This is a genomic window from Halorubellus sp. JP-L1 (assembly GCF_011440375.1).
Classification (GTDB): Archaea; Halobacteriota; Halobacteria; order Halobacteriales; family Natrialbaceae; genus Halorubellus.
In genome coordinates this window covers 551709-576662 of record NZ_JAAOIR010000002.1, presented here as the reverse complement: position 1 = coordinate 576662, position 24954 = coordinate 551709, and the positions used below count along the sequence as shown (strand labels likewise).

Below are 24954 nucleotides of genomic sequence, written 5' to 3'. Positions count from 1 at the left end.
ACACGGCCACAAGTTCCATTAATTTAAGTCGGATGGGGTCGGAAAGTCCCACGATGACCGACGCGCCGACCCTCGAACTCCCGACGGACGGCGACGACGCCGCCCGCGACGAATCCGCGGACGTCCCACCGCCCGTCCCGCCCCACGATCCCGACGCGTGGTACGCACCCGACGTCCGCGCCCAGTACCGCGTCGCGGACGACGTCGTCGCGACCGTCCGCGAGACCGAGGACGGCTTCGCGTACGACGTCCGCGAACCCGGGGTCGGTCCCGACGAGCGAGCGGTCGTCGACCGCGTCCGAGCGTACTTCGAGGACGCGAACCTCCAACCACCTCGGACGCGCGAGGCCGCCCGCGACCGCCTCGCGGAGGGGTTCACGGGCAAGCACGAGCGCGTCGTCTCGCGGCTCGTCGACCTGACCCCGGCCGCCGAACGCCGCGTCCGCTACCACCTCCTCCGCGATCTGCGCTGTCTCGGAGACCTCACGCCGCTCGCGCTCGACGACCGCGTCCAGGTCGCCGACGTCGAGGACGACGCCCTCCGCGTCCACACCGACCGGTTCGCGCCCGCCACAACCAGCCTCGACGCGGACGTCGACGGCCTCGGGCGGTTCGCGAGCGAGCGCCTCGCGCGCTACACCGTCTCCTTCGAGACCTACGAGATTCCGGTCGTGCTCTACCGCGAGCACGCCGTCGGCGGCGACGCGTTCAACACGCGGTACGCGGTCCTCGAACCCGACCTCCTCCCGGGCGACCGCGAACTGGTCGACGCGTGCGAGGACCGCGTCTGGGAGCACGCCGTCACCACGCCAGACGTCGACCGCGTCTCGCTCGTCCGCGACCGCGCGGAACGCTACCTCGAACGCGCCCTGAACGCGCGCTCGGCGAGCGCGTGGCTGGACGCCGCCCGGCATCGCGTCCGCGAAGCGCTCGCCGAACGCGACCTCGTGCTCCCACCCGTCGACGAACGCTACAGCGGCGACCGCCTCGAGGACCTCGTCTACTACGTCCTCCGGGACTACGTCGGCCACGGCGAACTCACCGTCCCGATCCACGACCCGAACCTCGAGGACGTCGAAGCCAACAGGGTCGGCGAGCGCGTGAAGGTCGTCCCGCGGAGCGACCTCCACGACGGCCGTGTCCCGACGAACCTCGCGTTCGAGGACGAGGCGTCGTTCGTGAACGTCGTCACGCAACTCGCCGCGAGCGACGGCGTCGAACTCACCGCGTCGAATCCGAGCGCGAAGGTGAACCTCGACGTCGGCACCGACGAGACCGTGCGCTGTGCGGTCGCGCTCCCCGTCGTCAGCGAAGGCGGCCCGCACGTCTCCATCCGCAAGCAGGCCGCGGACTCGCTGTCGCCCGTCGACCTCCTCGAGCGCGACGCGCTCCCCGCGGACCTCGTCGCGCTGCTGTGGATGCTCTACGAGCACCACGGCGTCGTCCTGTTCTCCGGCCCCACGGGCGTCGGGAAGACGACGCTCATGAACGCCCACATGCCGTTCGTGCCGTTCGACCACCGCCCGGTCAGTATCGACGAGGGGTCGAGGGAGGTATCGCTTCCCCACGAGACCGGGGTGTCGCTCACGACGCGGGACCACCAGACGCCGTACAAGCGCGTGACGATGGCGGACCTCATGACGGAGACGAACTACCTCAACCCGGACGTGGAGGTGATCGCCGAAGTCAACACGCCGGAGTCGTTCGCGACGTTCGCGGAGACCCTGAACACGGGCCACGGCGTCGTCGGGACGACGCACGCCGAGAGCGTCGAGAAGCTCGTGAACCGCGTCGTCGAGCAGGGCCTCCCGAGCTACCTGCTCGCTGAACTGGACCTCGTGGTGTTCCCGCGGCACGTCGACGGCGAGCGGTACGTCGGGCGCGTCGTCGAGTTCGTCGACGAGGCGACCTACGAGTCGTGCACGGGCCCGCGGGGGTCGGTCGAGAAGGACGACGCGACGGTGTACTACAACGAGGTGCTGTCGCGGACGCCCGACGGCACGTTCGAACTCGCCTACCACCACCCGGACCTGCACGAGGACGCGACCGCGAGGGCGTGCGAGCACGCCGTCTTCGAGACCGTCGCGCGACGGACCGACCGGACGGTCGACGCGGTCGAGGACGAGTTCCACCGCAAGCACCGGTACGTCCAGCACTTCGTCCGTTCGGAGGTCCGCGACGTCGACGAACTGTTCTCGCTCGTCGCGGACCTCCGAACGGACGCCGCCGCGACCGTCGCCGCACGCGCCAGCGGCGATACCGGTCCCGACGCACAGGACGGCGACTGTACCGACGCACAGGACGGCTACGGGAGTGGTACTCCAGAGAGCGACGGAGGGTGGTCGTGACGCGGCCGCTGTCGGCGCTGGACAGGGCCGCGTACGCGCTGTTCTCTCGGCGCGCGGACGCGAGGCGGCACGAGCGCGACCGCGATCGGTACCGTGGCGCGGGCGTCGAGATCGCGTTCGACGTGTTCGTCGCCCGTTTGCACGCGCTCGCGTGGTTGCTGGCCGCGCTCGCCGCACCGACCGCGGCGGTGCTCGTGCCGGTCGCGCTCGTCCCGGCGCCCGACGCGGTCTCCGCGGTCCCTGCGGTCGTCGTCCGCGGCGGCGTGGGCGTGCTCGCGGCCGCCCTCGCGCATCGGTCGACGACGACGCTCGGCGGCCGGTACCTGGCGTGGCGCGCTCGCGCTCGCCGCATCGGCATCCAGCGGACGCTCCCCGGCGCAGTCCGGTATCTGCGCGCGCTCTCGACGGGGACGGACGACCGGCGGACGATGCTCGCGAAGGTCGCCGAGAACGACGACGCGTACGGCGCGACCGCCGAGGCCGCGGGCGCGGTGCTGGCGAAGGCCGAACTCACCGGGAGCCTGAACGAGGGCCTCAGGCTCGTCGCGCGCGACACGCCGAGCCAGGACACGCTCGCGCCGTTCCTCATGAAGTTCCGCGAGCACGCGACCCAGGGCCCCGAGGAGCTCTCGCGGTACCTGCGGATGGAGAGTCGGATGCTCGGGCACCGGCAGGCCAGGGAGCGCGAGCGCGCGAGCGGGTTCCTCGAACTCGTCGCTGAACTGTTCGTCGTCCTGCTCGTCCTCCCCGCCTTGCTGGTCGTCGTGCTGTCCGTGATGAGCGTGCTGACGCCGAGCCTGAACCAGCCGATCGGGCCGCCACTCGGTGGGGTGACGCCGCGAGCGATGATCGTGTACGGCGCCGCGGTGTTCGTCGCCGCCGTCGGCGCGCTCGCCGCCGCGGTCGTCGTGTCCCTCCGGCCGGTCGCGGTCACGCCGAGCTACGAGCGACCGCCCGGCGTCGTGGAGTCGTTCGCGACCGCGCTCTCGAATCCCGCGAGCGCCGCGGTCGTCGCCGTTCCGTTCGCCGCGAGCGCCGCCGTCGTCGCGTGGGCGACCGGCGGCTCCCTGCTCGTCGCGGCGACCCTCGGGTACGTCGCGTACGCCGTCCCGGTCGGCGTGGTCGCGACCCGGCGCGCGCGTCGGGACGACGCGAAGGACCGCGAGCTCAAGGACTTCGTGCACGCCGTCTCCGGGCACGTCTCGCTCGGCCGGCCGTTCCCGGACGCCGTCGCGCGCGTCGCCGACGAGGTCGACCTCGGGCCGCTCGACGGGGACGTCGCCGACCTCGCGTTCGCCGCCGGCCTCACGAGCACGGACGGCGACCTGCGGACGGCGGCGCTCGACCGGTTCGTCGCGCGCGTCGGCACGCCCCTCAGCGAGCAGACGATGCGGCTCGTCACGGGCGCGCTCGACGCCGGCAGCGACACGGAGACCGTCTTCGAGACGCTCCAGACCGAGGTCGGCCGGCTCCACCACGAGAAGCAGTCGATGCGCGACGAGATGCTCGTGTACGCCGCCGTCGGCTGGACGACCGCGATACTCGTCGTCGGCATCGTCGTCGCCGTGAACCTCTACGTCCTCGACTCGTTCGCCCAACTCTCGGCGGTGTCGACGCCCGGGACGGGGTTCGTCCTCGACCCGGACGCGGTGGACGTCGCGCGCGAGCACCGGCGGTTCTACGTCGTCACGCAGGCGACGATGCTCGCCTCCGGCTGGTTCGCTGGCGCCGCCAGCCGCGGGACGTACGACGCGCTCCTGCACTCCGGGTTGCTCGTCGCGTTCGCGTACGTCGTCTTCTCCCTCGGAGGGTTGCTATGACTCGCGAGGACGCACCCGGTGTGCCCGTCCGGGACAGCGCGCAGTCCCACGTCGTCGGCGTCGCGCTCTTGCTCGGCGTGACCGTCGTCGCGATGGCGGCGGTGACCGCTGGCGTCGGCTCCACGGTCGACTCGGGGGTCGCTCGCGCGGACGCCGACCGGGCCGCGGACGCGTTCGCGGACGTCGACGCCGTCTCGCGGACCGGGCCCGGGACCGAACGGGTCGCGTTCGCCGACGGCCACCTGTCGACGGTCGAGCGCGACGTCCGCGTCCTCGACGGCGACGGCGACGTGGTCCGTCGGGTTCGCTCGGACGCACTCGTCTTCGAGGCCGGCGACCGCCGCGTCGCGTACCTCGCCGGCGCCGTCGTCCGCGGTAACGCCGGGAACGCGTGGCTCGTCGAGGACCCGCCGATCGCGGTCGGCGAGGACGACCTGCTCGTCGGCGCGCCCGCGCTCGGTCCCGACGCCTCCAGCGGCGCACGCGGCGAGTACGCCGTCGGCGGCCGCGGTCGGGCGTCGCTCGCCGTCGACGTCGAGCACGACCGGGAGACGCTCCCCGCGGACGCGTACCGCCTCGCCGTGGAGACGACGACGCCCGGCCCCTGGCGGCGCTACTTCGAGTCCCTCGGCGCGACCGTCGACACCCGCGACGTCGACGGCGACGGCGTCGAGAGCGTCGTCGCGTCGTTCCCGGGGTCGCGTCGCCTCCATCTCGTCGTGCACGCGCTCGACCTGGAGGTGGCGCCGTGAGCGGACCACCCGCACCGACGGCGCTCGCCGGCGACGACCGGGCGCTGTCGTCGGTCGTCGGGAAGACGCTCGAACTCGGCCTGCTCGCGCTCTACGTCGGCCTGCTCGTGTCGACGTTCTACGGCGGCGTGCTCCCGGAGTACCGCGCGAGTACGGCGGACTCGGTCGCGGACCGGACGACGGCGGCGCTGGCGACGGACGTCGAGTCCGCCGTGCCGGCGACGACCGACCGCGGCGTCGCCGACGACGGCGGCGTGGTCGCCGTCGCGGTCGAGCACGAGGTCGACGTCCCGCGCACCATCCGCGGCGACGCCTACCGTGTCCGGCTCGAGGGTGGCGAACTCGTCCTCTATCACCCCGACGACTCGCTCTCCCGGACCGTCCCGCTCGCACTCCCGGACGCGGTCGACCGCGTCGCGGGCGAAGCCCGGAGCGGCGACGCGGTCGTGATCGTCGTCGAGTCGACGCCCGGCGGACTCGTCGTCCGCCTGGAGGGCCGGTAAGTGCTGGACAGGAGCGAGCGGCGCGCGCAGGCGAACCTCCTCGCGCTCGTCGCGGCGCTGGTCGCGCTGACGACGGTGTCGACGGTCGCGGTCGTCGTCGCGGACGGCGCGCTCGCGGACGCGACCCGCGAGCCCGTCGAGCGCCAGCGCGCGAACGCCGTCGCGGACCGCGTCCTCGCAGCAGACGGCGCGCTCGCCGAGCGCGAGAACGCCCTGAACGCGACCCGCCTCGGATCGCTCGACGCGGCCGCGCTACGGGACCTCGACGCGGTCCCCGAGGACGCGGACGTCCGCGTGCGCGTCGACGGCGAGACGGTCGCGTCGACCGGCGACGTCGCCGGCGGGACGACCGTCTCGCGGATCGCGCTCGTCGTCGACCGCGAGGCACGGACGGTGACGCCCGGTCTCGACGGCCGCGACCGCGTCACCCTCCCCCGACGGACGCCGTGGATCGCGATCGACCTGACGCCCGCCGCGGGCGAGGTGACGACGGTGCGCGCGAACGACCGCGTCGTCCTCCACGACCCGGACGGCCTCGCGAGCGGCCGGTACCGCGTGGACGTCTCCCGGCGCGTCACGCCAGTGCTCGCGTTCGCGGGCGACGACCTCGACACGGGCGCGGTCGAGGTCACGTACGCGCCCGCGGACTCGCGGAAGGTCGTCGTGGAGGTGACCGTCGATGTCGAGTGACGGATTGCGAACGACGAGACCGTCGGCGGGCGACGGCTGTGACCGCGGCCAGCTGTCGCTGTCGGCGGTCGAGGGGGCGGTCGGCGTCCTGCTCGTCCTCGGCGCGCTCGGGTCGTTCCTCGCGGGCGTGCCGGCGGCCGACCGGGACGCGGCCGCGCTCGATCGGACGGCTGCGGACGCCGCGACCGTGCTCTCCGGCGAGAGTCCGCGCCACGCCGGCGGGACGCGGCTCGCGGAGGTCGCGCGCTCCCCGAGCGCGTTCGAGCGCGAACGCGACGCGCTCGAGCGGCGCGTCGTCGACGTCCTCCCCGAGAACGTCATGTTCCAGGTGCGGACGCCCCACGGCGCGGTCGGCTACGACCCGCCGGACGGCGTCGCCGTCGGCGTCGCGACCGTCCCGACCAGGTACGGCGACGTCACGATCCGAGTGTGGTACGCATGAGCCGTAGACTGACGGGATCGGTGCGCGACGACGATCGCGCGCAGCTCGTGCTCGCCGCGGCGGGCGTGGTCGCGGTCGCGCTGCTCGCGATGACCGCCGCGTTCCTCCAGCTGGGCGCGCACCCGGACGTCGCCGCCGAGCGCGACGTCGGGCCGCGCGAGGCGACCGACCGCGCGGTCGGCGTCCTCGAGCGCGCCGTGGACGATGCCCGCGTCACTCACACCGGCGAACCCTGGGGCGACCGCGACGCGGTCGCCGAGGCGGTCCGCGACGACCTCGAGACGGCCCTGGACTCGCTCCGGACCGCTCGAGTTGCGAAGGGCACCGCGTACGCCGTCGACTACGACCAGGACGCGGCGAGCGCGTACGCTCGCGAGCACTGCCCGAGCGGGGACGGTCGCGCGTTCGGCGACTGCGAGGCCATCGACGGCGTCGTCGTGCAAGAGAGAGCCGGCGAGACCACCGTGCTCGCCGTCGCGTTCGAAGTGACAGTCACGACGCCCGACGGCGAGACGATCGTCGACGTCGTCGTGTGAGTCGAACCAGGTTTCCACGAGCGTACGCGAGAGGGACAGCATTCGAGGCCGGTAGCGTTCCAGAGACCGACGCGAACCGAGCTGGCGCGCGCGAATCGGGACGGCGAGGTTCGAACGGCGCGTGAAGAGTCGTGGTACCTCGACCCTCGGAAGGGTTATCCCTCTCCCACCCCTTCGTCTGTTTGTAATGGCAAACGGTAAGGTTGACTTCTTCAACGACACGGGCGGCTACGGTTTCATTTCGACTGACGACGGCGACCTCGACGACGACGAGGACGTGTTCTTCCACATGGAGGACGTCGGCGGCGAAGATCTCACTGAAGGTACCGAGGTAGAGTTCGACATCGAGTCCTCGCCCAAGGGACCGCGCGCGGCGAACGTCGTCCGCCAGTAGTACTACGTCACGACTGTCGCTCACCGCGACAGACGACGATCCCGATTTTTCGATGGTTGCGCGATCGAGCGCACGCTCTCTGCACGCTCGTATCGACCGCTCCGGTACCGAGTCCGGCCCCGACACACCGCACCGAGCTCGTCTTCGACGCTCGGACGACGAGGCGAGACCGGATTCTCGGCGACGGTCGTCTCTGCGACGGGCGTCGTTCGTCTCTGCGACGGGCGTCGTTCGTCTCTGCGACGGTCGTTCAGTCGTCGACGAACTCGACGCCCTCGAACTCGAAGCGCGCCCCACCGTCGTCGCTCTCGGCGAGCGAGACGGTCCAGCCGTGGGCGTCAGCGATCTCCGCGACGATGGCGAGCCCGAAGCCGGTGCCGTCCTCGTTCGTCGTGAACCCGTGCTCGAAGACGTCGTCGCGTTCGCTCTCGGGGATCCCCGAGCCGTCGTCCTCGACGTAGAGCGTCGCTCCGTCGACACCGACCGCGATCCGGGTGGCGTCGCCGTGCTCGACCGCGTCACCGGACTGCGTCCGACTGCCTGTCGAGCCGTGCTCGACGCTGTTCCGGAACAGGTTCTCGAACACCGTCCGGAGGCGCTCCGGGTCGGCCGAAACGTGTGGGAGGTCGGGGTCGACGTCGAGCGTCGCGTCCGCGTCGATCACTCGCCACGCCTCCGTCGCGGCGGTCGACGGACTCACCACTTCGGGGTCGTCGACGACCTCGCCGTCGCGCGCGAGCGTCAGGACGTCCTCGATGAGTTGCTCCATGCGGTCGAGCGAGCCCGCGATCTCGTCGACGGTCGCGTCGTCCGCATTGCCTGCGGCGAGCACCTCCAGGTGGCCTTTCGCGATCGTAAGTGGGTTCCGGAGGTCGTGACTGACGACGCTCGCGAACTCCGAGAGCCGCTCGTTCTCGCGCTCCAGTCGCGCCTCGCGCTCGCGCCGTTCGAGCTCGTAACTCACCCACGTCGCGAGCAGTTCGACGAACGTCTTCTCCGCGTCCGTGAACGGCCGCGAGTGCGTGGTATCCGCGAAGCACAGCGTCCCGTACAGCTCGCCGCGGACCTCGACCTTCGCGCCGACGTAGCACGCGAGGTTCCAGCGCTCGTACGCGGGGTCGTCGCTCCACTCGTCGGCGGCGTCCTCGACCGCGAGCGGTTCGTCGGCGGCGATGGTGCGCCGACAGTACGTCGTCGACATCGGTTCGGTCTCGCCCGGCTGGAGACCGGGGTGTGCGCTGTCCGCGGCGACGACCTCGAACTCGTCGTCGATCGCGGACAGGAATCCGACGTCGACGTCGAAACGCTCGCAGCCCAGTTCCAGGAGGGCGTCGACCTTCGACTCGAAGTCGAGTTCGGGGTCGGCGGTGACTTCGACCAGTCGCTGGCGTGCGCGCTGCGCGTCGACCTCCTCGGTGACGTCGCTCTGGATGCCGACGTAGTGACTGACGTCGCCGTCGTCGTAGACGGGTGCGACGGTGACGCGATTCCAGAACGGCGTGCCGTCCGCGCGATAGTTCCGGAGGTCGACGGTCCGGGACACCTCGTCGTCGATTGCTTCGCGGAGCGCCGTGACCTGCTCGCGGTCGGTGTCCTCGCCCTGGAGGAACCGACAGTTCCGCCCGAGCGCCTCGTCGGCAGCGTAGCCCGTGATGGTCTCGAAGACGGCGTTGGCGTAGACGATCGGAAGGTCGGGGTCGGCGGCGGTCGCGACGGTCATGCCGACGCCGGCCTGGTCCATCGCGGCGGCACGGACGTCCCGGTCCTGGCGGACGCGTTCGGTGGCGACGCGTTCGGCGACGCGACTGCGGAGGAGCGCGTGGTCGCCGGCGTCGTCGTTCGCCGGGACGTAGTCGACGCGGTCGGCGGCCGCGAGTTCGCGGACGCGCTCGGCGTCCAGCCCGTCTCGCGGTGCGTAGTAGACGACGGGGATGGCGGCGGCGGTCGCGATCGGGTCGAGGGGGTCCTCGGGCGTGAGGACGACGCAGTCCACGCCACCGGCGTCGACGCCGTCCGAGAGGCGGTCCGCGCCGACGAGTCTCGTCTCGAGCGTCCGTTCGGCCTCGGGTACGGCGGCGTCCTCGAGCGCATCGGCGAGCGCGTCCGAGGCAAGGACGACTGCCGGCTGGCCGGCGGCGACGGCGTGCTCGACCGTCACGCCGACGCACCTCGCCGCCGAGGGCGGCGGTGGTGTCGCGGAACTCGACTGCGGCACGTCGTCGGCCGACCGATCGGTATCACGTTCCGCCGAACGCGCTCGGCCAAGTAATGCGCTTCGGCTATCGGCGCTACGTTCGATTCGCGAGTCCGGCGGTAGTCGTTCGATGACCACGGCAGCAGTCGTCCGCCGCCGCCTCTCAGGACTGGTACTCGTCGACGACGAACGACTCGATCGGCCGCACGCGCTCGGCGTCGAACGTCCAGAATCCCCGCCAGTGACCCGCGTCGGTCTCGACGCAGACGAGCGCCGCGTGATCGGTCTCGGCGCCCTCGGGCGGGACGTACACGACGAACCACACCTCGTTCAGGTCCGGGTGGCCGGAGTGCGCCGACAGCGACCCCGATGGCGTCCAGTCCCCGGCCCCGTACACGTGCGTGTCGACGTCCGTCGCCGCGAGCGTCTCGTACACCGTCTGCGTGCCCTTCTCGTCGTCGATGCGAGAGAGTCGCTGGAACCCCGAGTGCAGGCGACCGGCGCCCTCGCGGTACGCGCGCGCCTCGATGAACCGCGAGATCTCGACGAGGAGGAACTTCTCTTTGCGCGTCGACGGATACCCCGTCGCCCGGAACGGGACGTCCGTCAGGGCCGCGAGGACCGCGGGCGTCTCCACCTCGGCGAGTTCGCGCGACCCCGAGATGTAGACGTCCGAGTTCACGAACAGGACGGCGTTCCCGACGTCGGCGAGCGCGGACTCGGCGACGCGCTCGCCGTCTCGCTCCAGGAGCACGAGGTTCTCGTCTCGCGCCGCATCGACGACTGTCTCGACGGCGACGGACTGGCGTTCGAAGAGGTCCTCGAACATCCCGGCGACGTGCTCGCTCCCGACGCCGTCGACGTTCACGACCGTCAGCGATACTTCGGGCGCCTCGAGGTCGTCCACGAACGCCGCCAGGTGCATTCGCTCCGAGCAACGCGACGAATCCACAAGTAGCTTGCCGCCGGTTCCCCTTCCGAAGCCGTTCGCGCGCGCCTCGGTTCGCTCGTCGCGCGGTCGCTTGCTCGCGTGGTCGCGTGCTCGGCCGTCAGGAGAGTTCGTCGGCGAACCCCCACTCCTCGGCGCGGCGTTCGGCCTCCGCGCGGGCGTCCTCGCGGAGCGCCTCGACGCGCTCGGGGTCGTCGAGGAACGCGGCGAGCGGGTCCGCTTCGCGGTCGCGACCGGGATGGTCGGGGTCGGCGCGGTCCCGGGTGCGGTCGGCGAGGGCGTCGTCGCCCGCGAGGACGCGCGCCGGTTCGCCGGGCGGGACCGCGAGCGCGTCGACGCCGTCCGCGTCGTGGACGCCCGCGAGCGCGTCGGCGTCGACCGCGCGGTACTCGACCTGCACCGGGCCGGGGCCGGCGAGGTCCGCGAGCGCGCTCGCGCCGCCGCTCCCGGTGCCGGTGTGCGAGGCGAGGACGGGGACGCCGTCGCGGACGGTGAGCACGCCCGCACCGTCGTCGCCGAGCAAGAGGGTCGCGCTCGGCTCCAGGACGACGTACCCCGAGAGCGTCTCGTCGAGGGCGTCCGCGAGCGCGTCCGCGTGGTCGTCGACGACGCGGGACGCGACGAGGTCGCCGCGCGGGAGCTTCATGGCCGGTCGGGGACGACCGCGCTCGCGAACCGGTCGGCGACCGCGTCCTCGTCGCCGTCCGCGAGGTCGATCGCGGCGGCGGCGTCGCGGAACGCGGCCGCGGCCGGCGACGACGGCGCGTGCGCGAGCAGCGGTTCGCCCGCCGCCCTCGCTTCGCGGACGGCGTCGGCGGCGGGGACGCTCCCGAGCACGGGCGCGTCGAAGTACCGCTCGGTCTGCTCGCGGACGCCGTCGACGTCCCCGGGGTCGTGCACGCGATTGTAGAGGACGCCCGCGGTGTCGGTACCGTACGCTTGCGCGTACTCGTGGACCTTCAGGCCGTCGCTGAGCGCGGGGATCGTCGGCTGGAGGACGACCACGATGCGGTCGGCGAGCACGACGGGGAGGACGGCGGACTTCGAGCCGAGTGCCGCGGGCGAGTCCAGGAGGAGGACGTCGGTGTCGCCGGCGAGTTCCTCGACGACGTCGGCGAGCCGGTCGGGATCGGCGGCCTCGAACGCCGCGAGGTCGGTGCCGCAGGGGACGACGGCCATCCCGAAGCGGTCGTAGGTGGCGTCGGCGACGGCGACGTCGTCGTCACCGACGAGGAGGTCGTGGAGCGTCGTCGGCGCGTCGTCGAGGCCGGCGTGGAAGAGGAGGTTCGCGAGGCCGGTGTCGGCGTCGACGACCGTGACGTCGTGCCCGTCGTCGGCGAGCGCCATCCCGAGCGCGAGCGTGGCGGTCGTCTTCCCGGTGCCGCCCTTCCCGCTCGCGACGGCGATGGCTTCGACCATACGACACCTACCCGACGGAGTTTCTAAGCGGTTTCGGTGTTCGAAAGAAACGACGACCCCACCCACGGGGCCACCGAGTGCGCCGACGAAGGGGAGAGCAGTCGGCCACTCGGACCGGAGCGCGTGACACGTCGAGAGTCCACCCCTCGACTACCGTATCTCTCACCGCGGCCTCACGTATAGTTTGTGGCCAGGGGGTGGAAAATCAACCGACGGATATCCGCGACGCAAGTCGCGAATGGCAATCCGACGGCGGGTCGGCGAGCCGACACTGCAACTGTATCAGCTGTCAACACTTCAGAGTTGAAGGACGAGTTTTGACCCGTTCGCGTTTGAGTCCAGGGACGATGCCAGCGCGCCGCTTCGTCGTCCTCGGCAACGTCGTCGACTCGCGGAGCCTCGACGACTGCCAGGACGCCCTCGCCGGGTTCGGTCCCTCGCTCTTCTGAAAAAAGAGCCGCGCGCCCACTCGCTCGCGAACCGACGCACCGCACTCGCCCCGTTCAGGGCTCGAAGACGATTGCTTTGGAGTCGTTTCGGACCCCGTACCGGGCGTCGTCGACCGACGCCGGCGGGTCGTCCTCGTGGTAGCGCGCGTCGAGCGCGGCGCCGACGGCCTCCCGGACGCAGGCGCGTGCCGCGGCGCCGACGCGGGTCGCGCTCCCGGAGAACGCCGCCGGGTCGCCGTCGGGGTCGCACGCGGCGACGACCGCGTCGCTCGTCGTCCCTGGAAATCCGACGCGGTCGAGGAGCGTGGTCGCGCGCGCCTCCGCCGCGACCGCGACGAGGTTCGCGAGCGCCCCCGGCGCCAGGTCGCGGGTCGTGCCGACGACGACGTTCACCGTCCCCGGCACGTACTCGCCGTCCGGCAGGCCGTCGTCTCGCTCGCCGTCCCCGCCGTTCGCGACGGCTGGTTCCCGGAGCGCGTCGGGCTCCGTGGGGAGCGCCGCCGGGTTCGAGACGCCCGCGGTCGCGTACGCCTCCACCGGGCCGAGGCGCGCGCCGCGTGCGTGGCGCATCGCGACGCCAGTGAGGAGCACGGGCGCGTCCCCGCCGGCCGCTGCCGCGACCCGCTCGGGGTCGACGTCGCGCTCGCGGAGTCGATCGTCGACGAACCACGCGAGGTCCTCGCACGCCCAGCCCTCGGGGACCGTCAGGCAGTACGCCGCGTCCGCCGTCGTCCGCCCGCCGCGCCAGCCCGTCGACAGCCACGTCGTATCCTGGCGTGCGAGTTCGAGGACGTCATCGTCGCGGATCGCCGCGTCGAACAGCGGCGACTCCGCGGAGGGCTCCTCGCCGGTCACGACTCGACCACCGCCGCGAGCACGGACAGGAGTTCGTCGTTCTCGTCGGGGGTACGGACGGCGACGCGGACGTGCGAGTCCAGGCCACGGAACGTCGTCGCGTCCCGGACCGCGACGCCGCGCTCGAGGCAGCCGGCGACGACCGCGTCGGCCGCGAGCCCCGTCGCGTCGACGTCGAGCAGGACGAACGGTGCGACGCCGTCGCGACCAGCTTCCGCGGCGACCGCGTCGACGCCCCTGGGGAGACCGTCCACGATGCGCTCGCGCTCGGCGGCGACGCGCTCGCGGGTCGCGGCGACGAACGCGCGGTCGCGCAGGCAGTGTGCGCCGACAGCCGCCGCGGGCGCGCCCAGGTTCCACGCGCGACGGGCCGTCGCCAGCCGGTCGCGCTCGCGTCCGGTCGCGACCGCGAACCCCGCGCGCAGGCCCGGGAGCCCGAACAGCTTCGTGAGCGAACGCGCGACGATCACGCCCGGTTCGCCCGCGAGCGACGGCTCCGCGGCGAATCCGAGGAACGCCTCGTCGACGAGCAAGACGGTGTCCGCATCCCGGCAGCGAGCGGCGAGCGCGCGGAGCGCGTCCGCGTCGTACGCGTCCCCCGTCGGATTGTTCGGGTTGCACGCGATCACCAGCGCGACCGACGCCAGGGCCGAGGCGTCCAGGTCGACGACCTCCCGGTACGGGACGAACTCGGCGCTGGCGCCCGCGAGGTCGACCTCGCGAACGTACTCGCCGAACGACGGCGTGGGAACGACGACCCGGTCGCCGGGTTCGACGGTCGTCGCGATCGCGAGCCGGATGGCGGCGAGCCCGCCGGGCGTCGGCACGACATCGGCGGGTTCGACGTCGCGCTCGGACGCGCGACTCGCGTACGCCGCGGCGGCCGCGCGGAACGCGGGGTAGTCGTCGTCCGGGTACCGGTCGGCTCCGTCGAGCGCGTCCGCGTACGTCGCGCGGACGCCGTCGGGCCGCTCGGGGTTGACGTTCGCGGAGAACTCCAGGAGGTCGCGGTCCCCGGTCCCGCCGTGGGGGACGCGTTCGGCGTCGTCGACCGCCTCAGGGAGCACGCGCACGCACCTCTCCAGAGCGCAGTCGCGACCCCCTCATTCGCCCTCCGTCAGGCGGTCGTAGACGGCGAGGGAGCGCTCGCGGACCGCGGCGAGGTCGCCGGTCTCCGTCGCGAGCGCGAGCGCGCCACCCATGCCGACGCCCTCCTTCGCCTCGCCGCCGACGTACCCGCCGAAGCCGACGTGCGCGCGGTCGAACTGCGGGTCGGTCACGGTCGGCTCGCAGTCGAAGTGACGAGCGGTCTCGCGGAACGCGACGCCGTCGTCGTCCGCGACGTAGCTCGTCGTCGCCACGTCCAGTGGCCCGGTCGCGCCGCCGTGGCGGACGAGCGCGGCGACCGCGAGCTGCTGACTGCCGCCCGCGAGCGTCACGCGCTTCCCGGCGTCGAGCGCGCCAGTCGCGACGCCCGCGAGCGTCGCGAGCACCGGGTCGCCCATCCGCCGCACCGCCGCGCGCGGGTCGCCCTCGCAGTCCCCGGCGTCGAGCCCGCTCGCCGCGAGACCCTCGGCGACGACCTCGCGCTTGCGTTCGATGGGGTTCGTCGGGAGCGACGACGACACCGAGACGTCCTCACCGAGTGCCCGGAGGACGCCGAGCGCGGTCGTCGTCCCGCCCGGGACGGTCTCGGCGAGCACGAGGTGGTCGTCGGGGAGCGAACGCCCGAGTCGGATGCTCGCCGCGTACGCGCCTGGGGCCGTCGACACCGGGTCGGCCTCCCGGATGTCTCCACCGGCGCGCGCACCGACGGTCACGGTCGGCGCGCCCGTCGGTTCCACGAGGCCGGCGTCGACGACCGTCGCGTCGAACCCGAGGACCTCGCGCGCGGCGCGCGTCACGACCGCCGGCGTCGGCGTCCCCGTCGGCGACACCGGCACCGACGGCGCGCGAACGACATCCCCGTACGCGAGGATTTCCGCGTCCGCACCCGGCGTGTGCGCCATCGCCTCCGCGTCCGCGCCCGCGGCACTGAGCCCCTCGATGCGCGCGGTCTCCGTCGACCCCGCCGCGAGGACGACCCTCATCGCTCGCCCTCCGTGCGCGACGACGTCTCGTCCGGCCCCGCGAGCGCAGCGGCGAGGTCGGCGTCTGCGAGCCTGTTCACGTTCACGGCCAGTCGAGCGTCGTAGGTCGTATGCATTGTGTCTCCTCCGGTGTCGACGACGTTCAAACCCGTCGGTGCGAGGCCGTCGACGGAGGAGTCGACGCTCGCCCCGAGTCGCTCCTTGAGCGCGACCGGGACGCACACCGACAGCGAGGCGTTCGGTGCGTCCGCGTCGGCGGCTACGTCGTGCTGGCGGTCGGCACGCTCGCGTCCAGCCCGGTCGCGGGCGTCGAGCGCCCGCCGGACGTGCTCGGGCGCGAGCAGCGGGAGGTCCGCGGCGACGGTCACCGCGGGCCGTCCGACGGCGTCGAGCGCGCGGTCGAGGTCCGCGACGTAGCCGTCGCCGGGCGTGTCGACGACCGCGACGTCGTCGCGCGCGGCGAGGTGCTCGCGGGTCGCGGGCGTCCGCGGCGACACCGCCGCGTACACGCCCCCGACTGCGTCCGCGGCGTCGAGCGCGTCCACGACGCGGTCGACCATCGCCCGCCCCCGGACCTCGAACAGCGGCTTCTCGACGTCGACGTCCAGGCGCGTGCCCGCGCCGCCGCACATCACGAGAGCGTCCACGCGATCACCCCCGCGTGGAGGCCGACGACGCGCGCCACCTCGGTCGCCGCACCGAAGACGTCGCCGCTCGGGCCGCCGAGGCGACGCTGCGCCCACGCGCCGACCGCGCCCGTTCCGGCGAGCGCGCCCGCGAACGCCCCCAGCGCAGCGACCGCGACGGCGACTGCTTCGTTCGAACTGTCAGTCAGAAGCGGCACGGAGACCGCGGGTGCGGCGAGCGCTGGTACGGCGAGCGCGAGCGCGACGACGAGCGTTCCCGGGCCGACGCCGTCCGTGATGGTGCGCCCGAGGCCGTCGTGGGGTGCATCCCCGACCGCGGCGAGCGCCGCGAGCCCCGTCCGCGCGCCGACCTCGGCGGCGAGCGCGACCGCAAACGCGACGAGCGGGTCGGTGCCGGCGAGCGCGAGTGCGCCCAGCGCGAGCCCGGCGACGACGAGCGCGACCGCGGCGAGCGCCCCCACGCCCGTCGTCGTGTCCGCGAGCACGTCGCGCCGGCGTTCGGCGTCGCCGTGGACGACCATCGCGTCCCCGCAGTCCGCGACGCCGTCGAGGTTGTTGATGCCGACGAGCGCGTAAACGCCGACGACGTACGCGAGCGCGACCGAGGCCGCCGGCACGCCGGGAGCGAACGCGAGCGCGAGCGCCGGGACCGCGCCGGCGAGCGCGCCGACGACGTACCCCGGGACGACCGCCGCCGCCGGGTGCGCCGCGAACGCCGCCCACGCGTCCCCGTCGCGACCCACCGGGACGCGCGTCAGGAACCCGAGCGCGCCCGCGACCGCTCGCACTCCCGTGCCGAGGGCGCCCGCGAACGCCCGGACGCCGGTCGCGAGGACGCCCGTCACGGGAGCGCGAGCACCTCCGGTGGCGTCGGCACCGCGAGCGCGAGCGCCGCCGCGGACGCGACCGCGAGCCAGCCGGCGCGGTCGACGACCGCGAGCGCGCGCCGGGCGACCGCCGCCGACGGTAGCGGCTCCTCTGGGTTCAGGACGTAGACGCCGGGTTTCTCCAGTCGCACGCCGACGGTCCCGGCGAGCGCCCCCATCGGCCACCCGGAGTTCGGCGACGGCACGCCCGCGAGCCACTCGCGAGCCGCGGCGAGCGCGCCCGGTCGCCCGCCAGCGAACGCGAGCAGGCCGGCGGATAGCCGCGCCGGCACCCACATCACCGCGTCGTCGAGGCGCGCGCTCGCCGTCCCGTGGGGTTTCCCGGGGTAGCCGAGCATCGAGTCGAGCGTGTTCACGGCCTTCACCCACGCCGCCGCGCCCGCCCCGGCCGCGACCCCGAACGGGAGCGCGAGTGCGAACGCGAGCAGGGGCGCGACGAGGCCGTCCGCGAGGTTCTCCGCCGCGGACTCGACGGCCGCCGACCGCACCTGCGCCGGCGAGAGCGCGCTCGCGTCCCGCCCCGCGAGCCCGCGGAGCGCGTCGCGCGCCACGGCGAGGTCGGTCTCGCTCGCCGCCACCACGTCCCGCGCGAGCGCGAGGAGCATCCGGCGGCTCGTCGCCGTAAACAGCGCGAAAACGGCCGCGACGACCGACAGCGCCACGTGCACGTACCCGACCGCGAGCACGACGCCGGCGACGAGCGCGGCCGCCGCGAGCGGGAGCGCGACCGCGACCGCCGCGCCCGCGAGCGCGGGGTTCTCCCACTCGCGGTCCGCGAGCGCGACGACGCGCCCGAACCACGCCACCGGATGCAGGCGATCCGGCGGTTCGCCGACCGCCGCGTCCAAGCCCGCCGCCGCGACCACGACGACCGCCGCGAGCGCGCTCACCGCGACCCCCCCTCGTCGGTCCGGTCAGTGCTCGCTTCGTCGCCTCCGGTGTCGGCGCTCGCGGCGAACGACGCGACGACGTCGGCGAGCTCGGCCGGCGGAACCGTCCGGACGTCCACGAAGTGCCCGCCGACGTCCTCGACGCCGGCGTCCGCGTCCGCGTCGCCGACGTGCACGAGGTCTCGGGGGTCGCAGTCGAGCGCGTCCGCGGTCCGCTCGAAGACCCGCGCGTCGGGTTTGCGCCACCCGCAGGCCGCGCTCGCGACGACCGCGTCGAACTCCTCGCGCACGTCCGCGCGGACGAGCGTCGTCCGCACGAGCCCGGGGACCGCGCAGTTCGAACACACGGCGACGGGCCCGTGCTCGCGTGCTGCCGCGACCGCCTCGCGCGCGCCAGGACGGACGGTGACGTCGGGGTCGAACGCAGCGACGACCGCGCGACGGGGCGCGTTCCCGGGCGCGTCGACGCCACGGCTCGCCAGCGCGCGAGCGACGTGCGCCGGCAACGGCACCTCGGCGCCCTCGGGCGCGTCCACGTGCACCTCGCGGTACGCCGCCCCCCAATCATAGGGGACCGCGACGTCGCGCTCCCGGAGTTCGCGCGCGACCGCTTCGGCGGGGTCGTCGGGGCGAGTCACGTCGACGAGCGTCCCGAACAGGTCGAACGATACTGCCACTGTAGTTTACTCGGCGAAAGTGGACTTGAACGTTGCTGACTGTGCCAGCATCCGGCGGCCGCCAGGCCGCCGGTTCCACCGGTACCCATTCCACCAGCATCCGCCTGGCCCCAGGCCGCCCGTTCGGCACGTCTCCGTGATGGCCGCGCGCGGCGCGAACGAAACCCGTTTCCCCCCAGGACGGATATCTCGGGGCGAATGGAGTGTTCGAAGTGCGAGCGGGACGCGGTGATGCACGCGGCGTACTCGGGGGCGCACCTCTGCGACGCGCACTTCGCGGAGTCCGTCGAGCGTCGCGTTCGACGGCGCGTCCGCGAGGACGGACTCGTGCCGCGCGACGCGACGCCGGAGAACCCCGAGACGTGGGTGGTGGGGCTCTCCGGGGGGAAGGACAGCGTCGTACTGACGCAGATCCTGCACGAGACGTTCGCCAAGGACCCGCGGATCGAGATCGTCGCGCTCACGATCCACGAGGGGATCGAGGGATACCGCGACGAGAGCGTCGACGCCTGCCTGGAACTCACCGAGGACCTCGAAATCCGGCACGAGGTGGTGTCGTACAGCGAGGAGTTCGGCGTGGAGATGGACGACGTCGTCGAGGACGACCCCGAGGGAATGGCCGCGTGCGCGTACTGTGGCGTGTTCCGCCGAGACCTCTTAGAGGAGTACGCGGACGAGTACGGCGCTGACAAGCTCCTGACGGGACACAATCTCGACGACGAGGCCCAGACCGCGCTCATGAACTTCCTCGAGGGCGACGTCGCCCAGATCGCGAAGCACTTCGACGCCAGCCTCGGGCCGTTCGGCGACGACGACGGCCCGACGCGCGAAGACCAGGAGAACTTCGTGCCGCGCGCGAAACCCCTCCGGGACGTCCCCGAGAAGGAGGTCGCGCTCTACTGTCACCTCCGCGACCTGCCCGCGCACATCACGGAGTGCCCGCACGCCAGCGAAGCCTACAGGGGCGAGATACAGGAACTCCTCCACGGCCTCGAAGAGAACCACCCCGGAACACGGCACAGTATCCTCGCGGGCTACGAGGAACTCGCCGGCATCGTCGCCAGCGAACACCACAGCGACGCCGAAGACACCCGCGAGAAAGCCGACCTTGGCGACTGCGAGCGATGCGGGTCCACGACCACGCGCGACGTCTGCCGGAAGTGCCAGCTGCTCGACGCACTCGACGCCTGAACGCCGTGGGTCGACGGTCGCGTCGATCGAACACGCGATAGTCGCGTCGCTCGACGACCGAGAACGGAGAGAAGTCCGCGTCTGACCGCTTCGAGCCCGGAACCGTCAGCGGATGACGTCCAGGCCGTTGTTCTGCTCGACCTCGCTCCGCCCGCCGTCGCTCTGCGCGCCAGACTGACCGAACGACCCCTCGCCGGAGACGTTCTGGCTCGCGTCGAACTCGGGCTCCTGGCCGCCACCGACGCCATCCACGCCGTCGATAGCCTGCCGGGACTTGTCCGCTTGCTTCTGCGTACTCGGTCCGAGCACTTGCGCGGACTGCACGCCCGTCATGATCGCCATGACGCGGACCTTGCCCTTGTAGTTCTCCTGGATGCGCGCGCCCCAGATGACGTTCGCGCTCGCCTCCAAGCGTTCGGTGATGTTGTCCGCGATGCCCTCCGCCTCTTTGAGAGTGAGGTCCGGTCCACCAGTGATGTGAACGAGACCACCGGATGCACCACGGTAGTCCACGTCCAACAGCGGATGGTTCATCGCGTCGTTCACCACCTCGCGCGTCTTGTTCTTGTCCTGGGTCTCGCCGACCAGCATCACGGCCACACCGCCCTGGTTCATGATGCTCGTCATGTCCGCGTAGTCCAGGTTGATAAGCGACGGCTGCGTGATCGTCTCCGAGATCCCCTTGACGGTCTCCGCGATGATCTGGTCCATCACGGAGAACGCCTTCCCGATCGGGAGGTTGGGGACGTAATCCAGCAGTCGATTGTTGTCGAGGACGATGATGGAGTCCGCTTCCTCGCGGAGCTTCTCCAGGCCTTCCTCGGCCTTCACCGTCCGCGCGCGCTCCACGTTGAACGGCGTCGAGACCATCCCGACGACGATCGCACCCTGCTCTTTGGCGATCTTGGAGACGACGGGCGCGGCGCCGGTGCCGGTCCCGCCACCCATGCCAGCGGTCACGAACACGAGGTCGGCTTCGCCGAGGACCTCCTTGATCGTGCCCTGGGCCATCTCCGTGGCGCGCTCGCCCATCGACGGATCGCCACCGGCACCGAGTCCGTTCGTGAGGGACTTCCCCACGAGGATCTTGGTGTCGGCCTCGATCATCTTCAGGTGCTGTTTGTCCGTGTTGATCGCGATCGTCTCGGCGCCTTCGACGCCGATGTTGTACAGCCGGTTGACGGTGTTGTTGCCGGCGCCACCTGCGCCGACGATCACGATGCGCGGGTCACCGAAGTCGCCGCCATCGATGTCCTGCTGTTTCTTCTTCTCCTCTTCCTCGTTCTCGAGGGCGTCCTGAACTATATCCTGCATCGTCTACACCTTCGCCCAGCTGCGGTTGTTCTTGTCCGCGCGATCGCTCTGTTCGTTGAGCATCTCGCGCACGGCGGAGCGGATCGCTTCCGAGCGATTCGGGAACTCTCCCGTCTCCACCATCTGTTCGACCTCATCGATCTGCTGTTTCGGAATGCGCAGTGTCACACGCTCCATGGTTCGTAGTTTCCCCTTTGGGTAAGACGGCACGCGTGAGAGTCCCACGCACTTTGTCTTACACGGCGAAACCCCGTGAGGGCGGCCCGATACGCACCACCTGAGGGAGCCTGTAAGACGACCGTCTTACGCGACTGTAATCACAGTGTCATACGTAATAAAACTACCGCCGGTGGGTTTCGAATTGGTACGGAACCCACCACCAGCCACCGCTACCCCGCGTATACGGCGTTTACTCCGGTTCGAGGACGTCGGCGGCGGGCGTCCGACGACCACAGCCCGGACAGAACGCCCAGTCCGATCGCAGCTCGTCCCCGCACTCGCAGAACGCCCGACGGGACGTCTTCTCCCCGCAGTTCGGGCAGTACACGTGCTCCGAATCGAGCGCCTCGCCGCACTGCGCGCACGACGACGACGCCTCGCCAGCCGACTCCGGCGCGCGCGAGGCGTCCGACACGTCTTCCTCGTCCACGTCCGACGGCGCCGACTCGTCCGCGTCCGACGCAGCAGTCGACCCGTCACCGTCCGACGCCGCAGTCGACTCCTCGCCGTTCGTTCCCGAGGCGTCCACGCCACCCGTGGACGACTCGATGTCTGACACCGCACCCTCGACCGCGATGGTGACGTTGACGTCCTGCGGCGACGCCCGCCGCCCGACGCCGCGCGCCGACAGCGCCGCGTCGACGCGCTCGGCAACGATCTCGTCCACGCGCTCGCGAACGAGCGCGTCGAGCGTCCCGTCGTCGCCCGCGACAGCACCACCGTCTGCGTCCTCGATGACCTCCCCGTCCGTCAGGCGACCCGACGCCCTCGACCCGTCGTCGAGGTACGCCCGGAGCGCCTCGCGAACCACCTGGCTCTTGGACGCCTCCAGGGCCTCCAGTTGCGCGACCAGGTCGTCGTCCGCGCGGACGGTTATCTTACTCATCTGGCGTGCCCCACAAACACAAGCATCCTATTTCAACTTTCCTACCCGTCGCACGCCGGGTCCCCCACCACTCAGTCGATACCCAAGCAGTCGCTCCGTCGACCCACCAGCAGTCCTCTCTGTCGACGCCCAAACAGTCGCTGCGTCGACGCCAGAGCAGTCACTCCGTGCCACGCATCCGCCCGCCGCACCCCACATCGAAAGAAAACCCTTATAATCGCCCGAGGACCAACCAATGAATGCATCCGCCCTTAGCTCAGACTGGTAGAGCAGTCGACTGTAGATCGACTTGCCCCCCGTTCAAATCGGGGAGGGCGGACCTTCTCTGAAGTCGATTCGTACCCGAGAGTGGTCGGCTTGTCCCCCGTCCCCGCGAGCACCGCGAGCGGGACCAGTGAGACGACCGAAGGAAGTCTCGCGCGTTTCGAATCGGGGAGAGTCAGTTCTGGTGTATTGTATTCGTTCCTGACCGTGGTTGAGTTGTCGACGCGTGCGCGTGGTAGATTGGATTCGACACGAAGCCCGCGACCGTCACCGACTACGACGACGCGACCGACGACGACCAGGGCGATGCCACGAGTGGGTCATGAGCAAGACGGTTCCACTCCGCGACCTGTCCCGTCGCGAACGCCGACAGCTCGAGGAGGACTCCGCGACGCTCGCCGAAGAGATTGCGGCGGCAGTCTACGGCTTCACGCACCGGCCCGACGACGCCGAGTGGTACGACGGCATGCTCGAATCGACCGGTGCGAAGTACGAAGTGAAATCCACGCACTCCGAGATCGGCGACACCTACAGCGCGAACGGACGCTTTCGACTCCGACGCGACCAACTCCGCTCGCTCCGCGCATCCGACGCAAGCGGCGTCGCCTGGGTCGTGTTCGTGCTCTACGACCACAACGACGGCGTCGTTAGACTACGCCGAATGAAACCCTCGACAGTACAGCGAACGCTCGTCGACGGCTGGAATGAGGCGGGTCATCAGGAGTTCAAGTATCAACACAAGGTTCCGTACGCTCAAGTCTTCAAATCGTGAGAGTCATTTATCCTCAGCCATTCGGAACCCCCTTAGATGCCGAGCGATTTCCAGCCAAAGTCCTAGATTCAACTTCTCGAAGACGACCGGCGGGTAACGACTGCCTCAGTAAAGCTCAGACCAAATTTAAATCCACCTCCAATCATAACGTTCGAGAATCCTGCAATCGCTAAGGCAAAGCCGACACTCCCCGCTGTCGATGGCTGAACGAGGGCAAATTGAAGGTCAAAAAGGTCGGCGCTGATGGATAATAGAATCATCATCATTCCAGCTAATGCAGCGACACCACCGATACGCAGCACGTTCCCTGAAATCACCCGCCCTTCTTCACAAACCCGAGCAAACCAATAGCGTTCTGCTAAGACAGGGCGATCGCGCTCGTCATCCGCCAAATACCAAGCCAGATTCCCTCTTTCCGGATGCCCGATTCGCTTCTGATGGATCCTACCTTCTTTCTCGAGATCTTCCAAACGATTACGGACTGCATCCTCTTTCAAATCGACTCGATCGTCATCACTGACTTCAGTTGTACCAACGAAACCAGCATTACTCTCTCGAATGACATTAAGTATCCTCTCGTCAGTGATTCGACCCTCCTTCTTTTCCTTAAGATACTCTCTGACCCCCATCGTTATTTCCCTATAATTGTTGCGACAATCCCGACTGCCAGTACAGCCCCAAGCAGGATCATGAACAGGCCGAAGGTGCTGAGATTGTAAAGCACCGAGCTGGATTCAACCGCCGAGCCCATCAGAATGAGTATGAACCCGCTCACGACGAACGCGATCACACCCTCCACTCCTTCAACTATGTTACTCATGCATGCCTCCGTTCGTTGCGCCAATCACCTTAGTTCGCTTGTACATCGCATCTATCGCCACGAGTTGGAGGGTAATATAAGGATTTGACCGTTCATAATCTCGGGTTTCAAACGCTGTACTGTATGCTCTGACGGTTCAGGTCGATCTGCATCCAGCACAGAATCGGCCCGTGTCGATTGCCCAATCTACACGGCCCGAATTGGGGGACAGCGGAAGGAAGCCGATTCACAACACGCTGGGCGGCCGACTCACCCTGAACCAGCGATTAGTGAGTTCGACTGTCCGAGAATGGCAGGAAATCTGGACACAGTGCAGGAACAGAAATCGGTAGAGACAGAACATTCAAAGAAGGTAGCTCAACATCTGATACATAAATCCGGACATAAATATAATAAATCCTGATGCTCGTACATTATCTCGGACATCTTCAATCCACATCTGCATAGTAACCCAATCAGCTATCTTATATCGCGGAGGTTTGCCGTCATCCTCCACAAATCCTGCCGAGATGCTGGGGTTCCCGTATACCTTGTAATCAATATTAAGGAGATTGCAGGAGCGGTCATAATCCAGTCTACCGTTTTGTCGGTTTATCAACTCTACCATCGATTCAAATCCCTTATCTGTTGGAGTCAGCTGTTTATTATCCTGAAATGTTCTCCAAGAGTGCCGGAGATCACGGGGAAGTGCGTACTGGTCGAGTCTTGGCACGTCAGGCAGAGCTATTATTACAGCACCGATAACGTTCAGAACAAGCCCAAAGAATCCGGACATGCGCCCAATATCGCACACAACTAAATCCAATAGAGGGAGTCCGAGAATAGGAACCGTAGGAAGTACAATTGCCAACCGTTTTGACCAGCGGGGAATCGTTCGCACATCATCTGATTTCGGAGAGTACAATTTAATTGTAGTGGCTGGGAGAATTGTATATGGGTAGATAAA

The 24954-nt window shown here is 70.1% G+C and carries 27 protein-coding genes and 1 tRNA gene; 11 read left to right on the top strand and 17 right to left on the bottom strand.

The features are described from left to right. The first annotated feature begins 53 nt into the window (after positions 1–53). The 8 genes from G9C85_RS11390 to G9C85_RS11355 all read left to right on the top strand — a co-directional run bounded on the left by G9C85_RS11390 (position 54) and on the right by G9C85_RS11355 (position 7485). Complete coding sequence (locus G9C85_RS11390; RefSeq protein ID WP_166040003.1) at positions 54–2348, top strand: type II/IV secretion system ATPase subunit; 2295 nt, start codon at positions 54–56, stop codon at positions 2346–2348. After that, positions 2345–4168 (top strand): type II secretion system F family protein, encoded by a 1824-nt coding sequence (locus tag G9C85_RS11385; protein WP_369680802.1) that lies wholly within the window; start codon positions 2345–2347, stop codon positions 4166–4168. Before G9C85_RS11390 ends, G9C85_RS11385 begins: the two co-directional genes overlap by 4 nt. Then, positions 4165–4920: a type IV pilin gene (locus tag G9C85_RS11380; protein ID WP_166040000.1), complete on the top strand. Its 756-nt coding sequence runs from the start codon at positions 4165–4167 to the stop codon at positions 4918–4920. The genes G9C85_RS11385 and G9C85_RS11380 overlap by 4 nt, the downstream gene beginning before the upstream one ends. Next, positions 4917–5423, top strand: a complete 507-nt coding sequence (locus tag G9C85_RS11375; RefSeq protein ID WP_166039999.1) for a hypothetical protein — start codon at positions 4917–4919, stop codon at positions 5421–5423. The genes G9C85_RS11380 and G9C85_RS11375 overlap by 4 nt, the downstream gene beginning before the upstream one ends. Further along, positions 5424–6113, top strand: coding sequence for a hypothetical protein (locus tag G9C85_RS11370; protein ID WP_166039997.1), 690 nt, complete (start codon positions 5424–5426; stop codon positions 6111–6113). After that, positions 6103–6555, top strand: a complete 453-nt coding sequence (locus G9C85_RS11365; RefSeq protein ID WP_166039995.1) for a hypothetical protein — start codon at positions 6103–6105, stop codon at positions 6553–6555. Before G9C85_RS11370 ends, G9C85_RS11365 begins: the two co-directional genes overlap by 11 nt. Further along, positions 6552–7091 carry a hypothetical protein gene (locus tag G9C85_RS11360; RefSeq protein WP_166039993.1) on the top strand — a complete coding sequence of 180 codons (540 nt, stop codon included), beginning with the start codon at positions 6552–6554 and terminating at the stop codon, positions 7089–7091. The genes G9C85_RS11365 and G9C85_RS11360 overlap by 4 nt, the downstream gene beginning before the upstream one ends. Before the next feature lie 187 nt (positions 7092–7278). Continuing rightward, the gene (locus G9C85_RS11355; RefSeq protein WP_008418277.1) at positions 7279–7485 is read left to right on the top strand and encodes a cold-shock protein; all 207 of its coding nucleotides are present in this window, start codon (positions 7279–7281) and stop codon (positions 7483–7485) included. A 250-nt stretch (positions 7486–7735) separates the two neighbouring features. Here the strand turns inward: G9C85_RS11355 and G9C85_RS11350 are convergent, their stop codons facing one another. The 11 genes from G9C85_RS11350 to G9C85_RS11300 form a co-directional block, all read right to left on the bottom strand. After that, a complete protein-coding gene (locus G9C85_RS11350) occupies positions 7736–9643 on the bottom strand; it encodes a PAS domain-containing protein (protein WP_166039991.1) in 1908 nt (635 codons plus the stop codon). A gap of 199 nt (positions 9644–9842) precedes the next feature. Next, positions 9843–10604, bottom strand: coding sequence for a histidine kinase (locus G9C85_RS11345; RefSeq protein ID WP_166039988.1), 762 nt, complete (start codon positions 10602–10604; stop codon positions 9843–9845). Positions 10605–10728: 124 nt separating this feature from the next. Continuing rightward, positions 10729–11274, bottom strand: a complete 546-nt coding sequence (locus G9C85_RS11340; protein ID WP_166039986.1) for a hypothetical protein — start codon at positions 11272–11274, stop codon at positions 10729–10731. Further along, complete coding sequence (locus G9C85_RS11335) at positions 11271–12047, bottom strand: P-loop NTPase (protein ID WP_166039984.1); 777 nt, start codon at positions 12045–12047, stop codon at positions 11271–11273. The genes G9C85_RS11340 and G9C85_RS11335 overlap by 4 nt, the downstream gene beginning before the upstream one ends. Positions 12048–12550: 503 nt before the next feature. Next, positions 12551–13351: an adenosylcobinamide amidohydrolase gene (locus tag G9C85_RS11330; protein ID WP_394352736.1), complete on the bottom strand. Its 801-nt coding sequence runs from the start codon at positions 13349–13351 to the stop codon at positions 12551–12553. Next, positions 13348–14418 carry an aminotransferase class I/II-fold pyridoxal phosphate-dependent enzyme gene (locus G9C85_RS11325; RefSeq protein ID WP_166039982.1) on the bottom strand — a complete coding sequence of 357 codons (1071 nt, stop codon included), beginning with the start codon at positions 14416–14418 and terminating at the stop codon, positions 13348–13350. The genes G9C85_RS11330 and G9C85_RS11325 overlap by 4 nt, the downstream gene beginning before the upstream one ends. A gap of 36 nt (positions 14419–14454) precedes the next feature. Next, positions 14455–15441, bottom strand: a complete 987-nt coding sequence (locus G9C85_RS11320) for a nicotinate-nucleotide--dimethylbenzimidazole phosphoribosyltransferase (RefSeq protein WP_166039980.1) — start codon at positions 15439–15441, stop codon at positions 14455–14457. Continuing rightward, positions 15438–16073: an NTP transferase domain-containing protein gene (locus G9C85_RS11315; RefSeq protein WP_166040936.1), complete on the bottom strand. Its 636-nt coding sequence runs from the start codon at positions 16071–16073 to the stop codon at positions 15438–15440. The genes G9C85_RS11320 and G9C85_RS11315 overlap by 4 nt, the downstream gene beginning before the upstream one ends. Further along, positions 16073–16933 carry an adenosylcobinamide-GDP ribazoletransferase gene (locus G9C85_RS11310; protein WP_369680801.1) on the bottom strand — a complete coding sequence of 287 codons (861 nt, stop codon included), beginning with the start codon at positions 16931–16933 and terminating at the stop codon, positions 16073–16075. Before G9C85_RS11310 ends, G9C85_RS11315 begins: the two co-directional genes overlap by 1 nt. Beyond that, the gene (gene cbiB, locus G9C85_RS11305) at positions 16930–17865 is read right to left on the bottom strand and encodes an adenosylcobinamide-phosphate synthase CbiB (protein WP_369680800.1); all 936 of its coding nucleotides are present in this window, start codon (positions 17863–17865) and stop codon (positions 16930–16932) included. The genes G9C85_RS11310 and cbiB overlap by 4 nt, the downstream gene beginning before the upstream one ends. Next, positions 17862–18542 (bottom strand): HAD family hydrolase, encoded by a 681-nt coding sequence (locus G9C85_RS11300; RefSeq protein WP_166039978.1) that lies wholly within the window; start codon positions 18540–18542, stop codon positions 17862–17864. The genes cbiB and G9C85_RS11300 overlap by 4 nt, the downstream gene beginning before the upstream one ends. Before the next feature lie 198 nt (positions 18543–18740). On the opposite strand from G9C85_RS11300, the gene G9C85_RS11295 reads away from it, so the two are divergent. Next, positions 18741–19733 carry a TIGR00269 family protein gene (locus G9C85_RS11295; RefSeq protein WP_166039976.1) on the top strand — a complete coding sequence of 331 codons (993 nt, stop codon included), beginning with the start codon at positions 18741–18743 and terminating at the stop codon, positions 19731–19733. Between the two features lie 105 nt (positions 19734–19838). On the opposite strand, the gene ftsZ is transcribed toward G9C85_RS11295, so the two are convergent. The 3 genes from ftsZ to G9C85_RS11280 all read right to left on the bottom strand — a co-directional run bounded on the left by ftsZ (position 19839) and on the right by G9C85_RS11280 (position 22152). Continuing rightward, positions 19839–21047, bottom strand: coding sequence for a cell division protein FtsZ (ftsZ, locus tag G9C85_RS11290; RefSeq protein ID WP_166039974.1), 1209 nt, complete (start codon positions 21045–21047; stop codon positions 19839–19841). Between the two features lie 3 nt (positions 21048–21050). After that, complete coding sequence (locus G9C85_RS11285) at positions 21051–21224, bottom strand: ribbon-helix-helix domain-containing protein (RefSeq protein WP_166039972.1); 174 nt, start codon at positions 21222–21224, stop codon at positions 21051–21053. 232 nt (positions 21225–21456) lie between these two features. Continuing rightward, positions 21457–22152 carry a zinc ribbon domain-containing protein gene (locus G9C85_RS11280; RefSeq protein ID WP_166039970.1) on the bottom strand — a complete coding sequence of 232 codons (696 nt, stop codon included), beginning with the start codon at positions 22150–22152 and terminating at the stop codon, positions 21457–21459. A 245-nt stretch (positions 22153–22397) separates the two neighbouring features. Between G9C85_RS11280 and G9C85_RS11275 the strand changes: the two genes are divergently transcribed. Both G9C85_RS11275 and G9C85_RS11270 read left to right on the top strand, forming a co-directional pair. After that, positions 22398–22471: transfer RNA gene (locus tag G9C85_RS11275), tRNA-Tyr, on the top strand. Positions 22472–22738: 267 nt separating this feature from the next. Continuing rightward, positions 22739–23188, top strand: coding sequence for a hypothetical protein (locus G9C85_RS11270; RefSeq protein ID WP_166039968.1), 450 nt, complete (start codon positions 22739–22741; stop codon positions 23186–23188). A 68-nt stretch (positions 23189–23256) separates the two neighbouring features. Here G9C85_RS11270 and G9C85_RS11265 read toward each other — a convergent pair whose 3' ends face one another. From G9C85_RS11265 to G9C85_RS11255, 3 genes are all read right to left on the bottom strand, one after another. After that, entirely contained in the window at positions 23257–23817 is a 561-nt protein-coding gene (locus G9C85_RS11265) for a hypothetical protein (RefSeq protein WP_166039966.1), read from the bottom strand. Between the two features lie 2 nt (positions 23818–23819). Then, a complete protein-coding gene (locus G9C85_RS11260) occupies positions 23820–24008 on the bottom strand; it encodes a hypothetical protein (protein WP_166039964.1) in 189 nt (62 codons plus the stop codon). A gap of 343 nt (positions 24009–24351) precedes the next feature. Then, positions 24352–24888 carry a hypothetical protein gene (locus G9C85_RS11255; protein WP_166039962.1) on the bottom strand — a complete coding sequence of 179 codons (537 nt, stop codon included), beginning with the start codon at positions 24886–24888 and terminating at the stop codon, positions 24352–24354. Positions 24889–24954: the final 66 nt, after the last annotated feature.

Coding starts and splice junctions, on each gene's coding strand:
- ftsZ (WP_166039974.1), bottom strand. CDS start 21,047: ATGCAGGATATAGTTCAGGACGCCCTCGAGAACGAGGAAGAGGAGAAG.
- G9C85_RS11295 (WP_166039976.1), top strand. CDS start 18,741: ATGGAGTGTTCGAAGTGCGAGCGGGACGCGGTGATGCACGCGGCGTAC.
- G9C85_RS11355 (WP_008418277.1), top strand. CDS start 7,279: ATGGCAAACGGTAAGGTTGACTTCTTCAACGACACGGGCGGCTACGGT.
- G9C85_RS11270 (WP_166039968.1), top strand. CDS start 22,739: ATGAGCAAGACGGTTCCACTCCGCGACCTGTCCCGTCGCGAACGCCGA.
- G9C85_RS11320 (WP_166039980.1), bottom strand. CDS start 15,441: ATGAGGGTCGTCCTCGCGGCGGGGTCGACGGAGACCGCGCGCATCGAG.
- G9C85_RS11335 (WP_166039984.1), bottom strand. CDS start 12,047: ATGGTCGAAGCCATCGCCGTCGCGAGCGGGAAGGGCGGCACCGGGAAG.
- G9C85_RS11285 (WP_166039972.1), bottom strand. CDS start 21,224: ATGGAGCGTGTGACACTGCGCATTCCGAAACAGCAGATCGATGAGGTC.
- G9C85_RS11380 (WP_166040000.1), top strand. CDS start 4,165: ATGACTCGCGAGGACGCACCCGGTGTGCCCGTCCGGGACAGCGCGCAG.
- G9C85_RS11345 (WP_166039988.1), bottom strand. CDS start 10,604: ATGCACCTGGCGGCGTTCGTGGACGACCTCGAGGCGCCCGAAGTATCG.
- G9C85_RS11265 (WP_166039966.1), bottom strand. CDS start 23,817: ATGGGGGTCAGAGAGTATCTTAAGGAAAAGAAGGAGGGTCGAATCACT.
- G9C85_RS11280 (WP_166039970.1), bottom strand. CDS start 22,152: ATGAGTAAGATAACCGTCCGCGCGGACGACGACCTGGTCGCGCAACTG.
- G9C85_RS11390 (WP_166040003.1), top strand. CDS start 54: ATGACCGACGCGCCGACCCTCGAACTCCCGACGGACGGCGACGACGCC.
- G9C85_RS11340 (WP_166039986.1), bottom strand. CDS start 11,274: ATGAAGCTCCCGCGCGGCGACCTCGTCGCGTCCCGCGTCGTCGACGAC.
- G9C85_RS11315 (WP_166040936.1), bottom strand. CDS start 16,073: ATGTGCGGCGGCGCGGGCACGCGCCTGGACGTCGACGTCGAGAAGCCG.
- G9C85_RS11360 (WP_166039993.1), top strand. CDS start 6,552: ATGAGCCGTAGACTGACGGGATCGGTGCGCGACGACGATCGCGCGCAG.
- G9C85_RS11260 (WP_166039964.1), bottom strand. CDS start 24,008: ATGAGTAACATAGTTGAAGGAGTGGAGGGTGTGATCGCGTTCGTCGTG.
- G9C85_RS11365 (WP_166039995.1), top strand. CDS start 6,103: ATGTCGAGTGACGGATTGCGAACGACGAGACCGTCGGCGGGCGACGGC.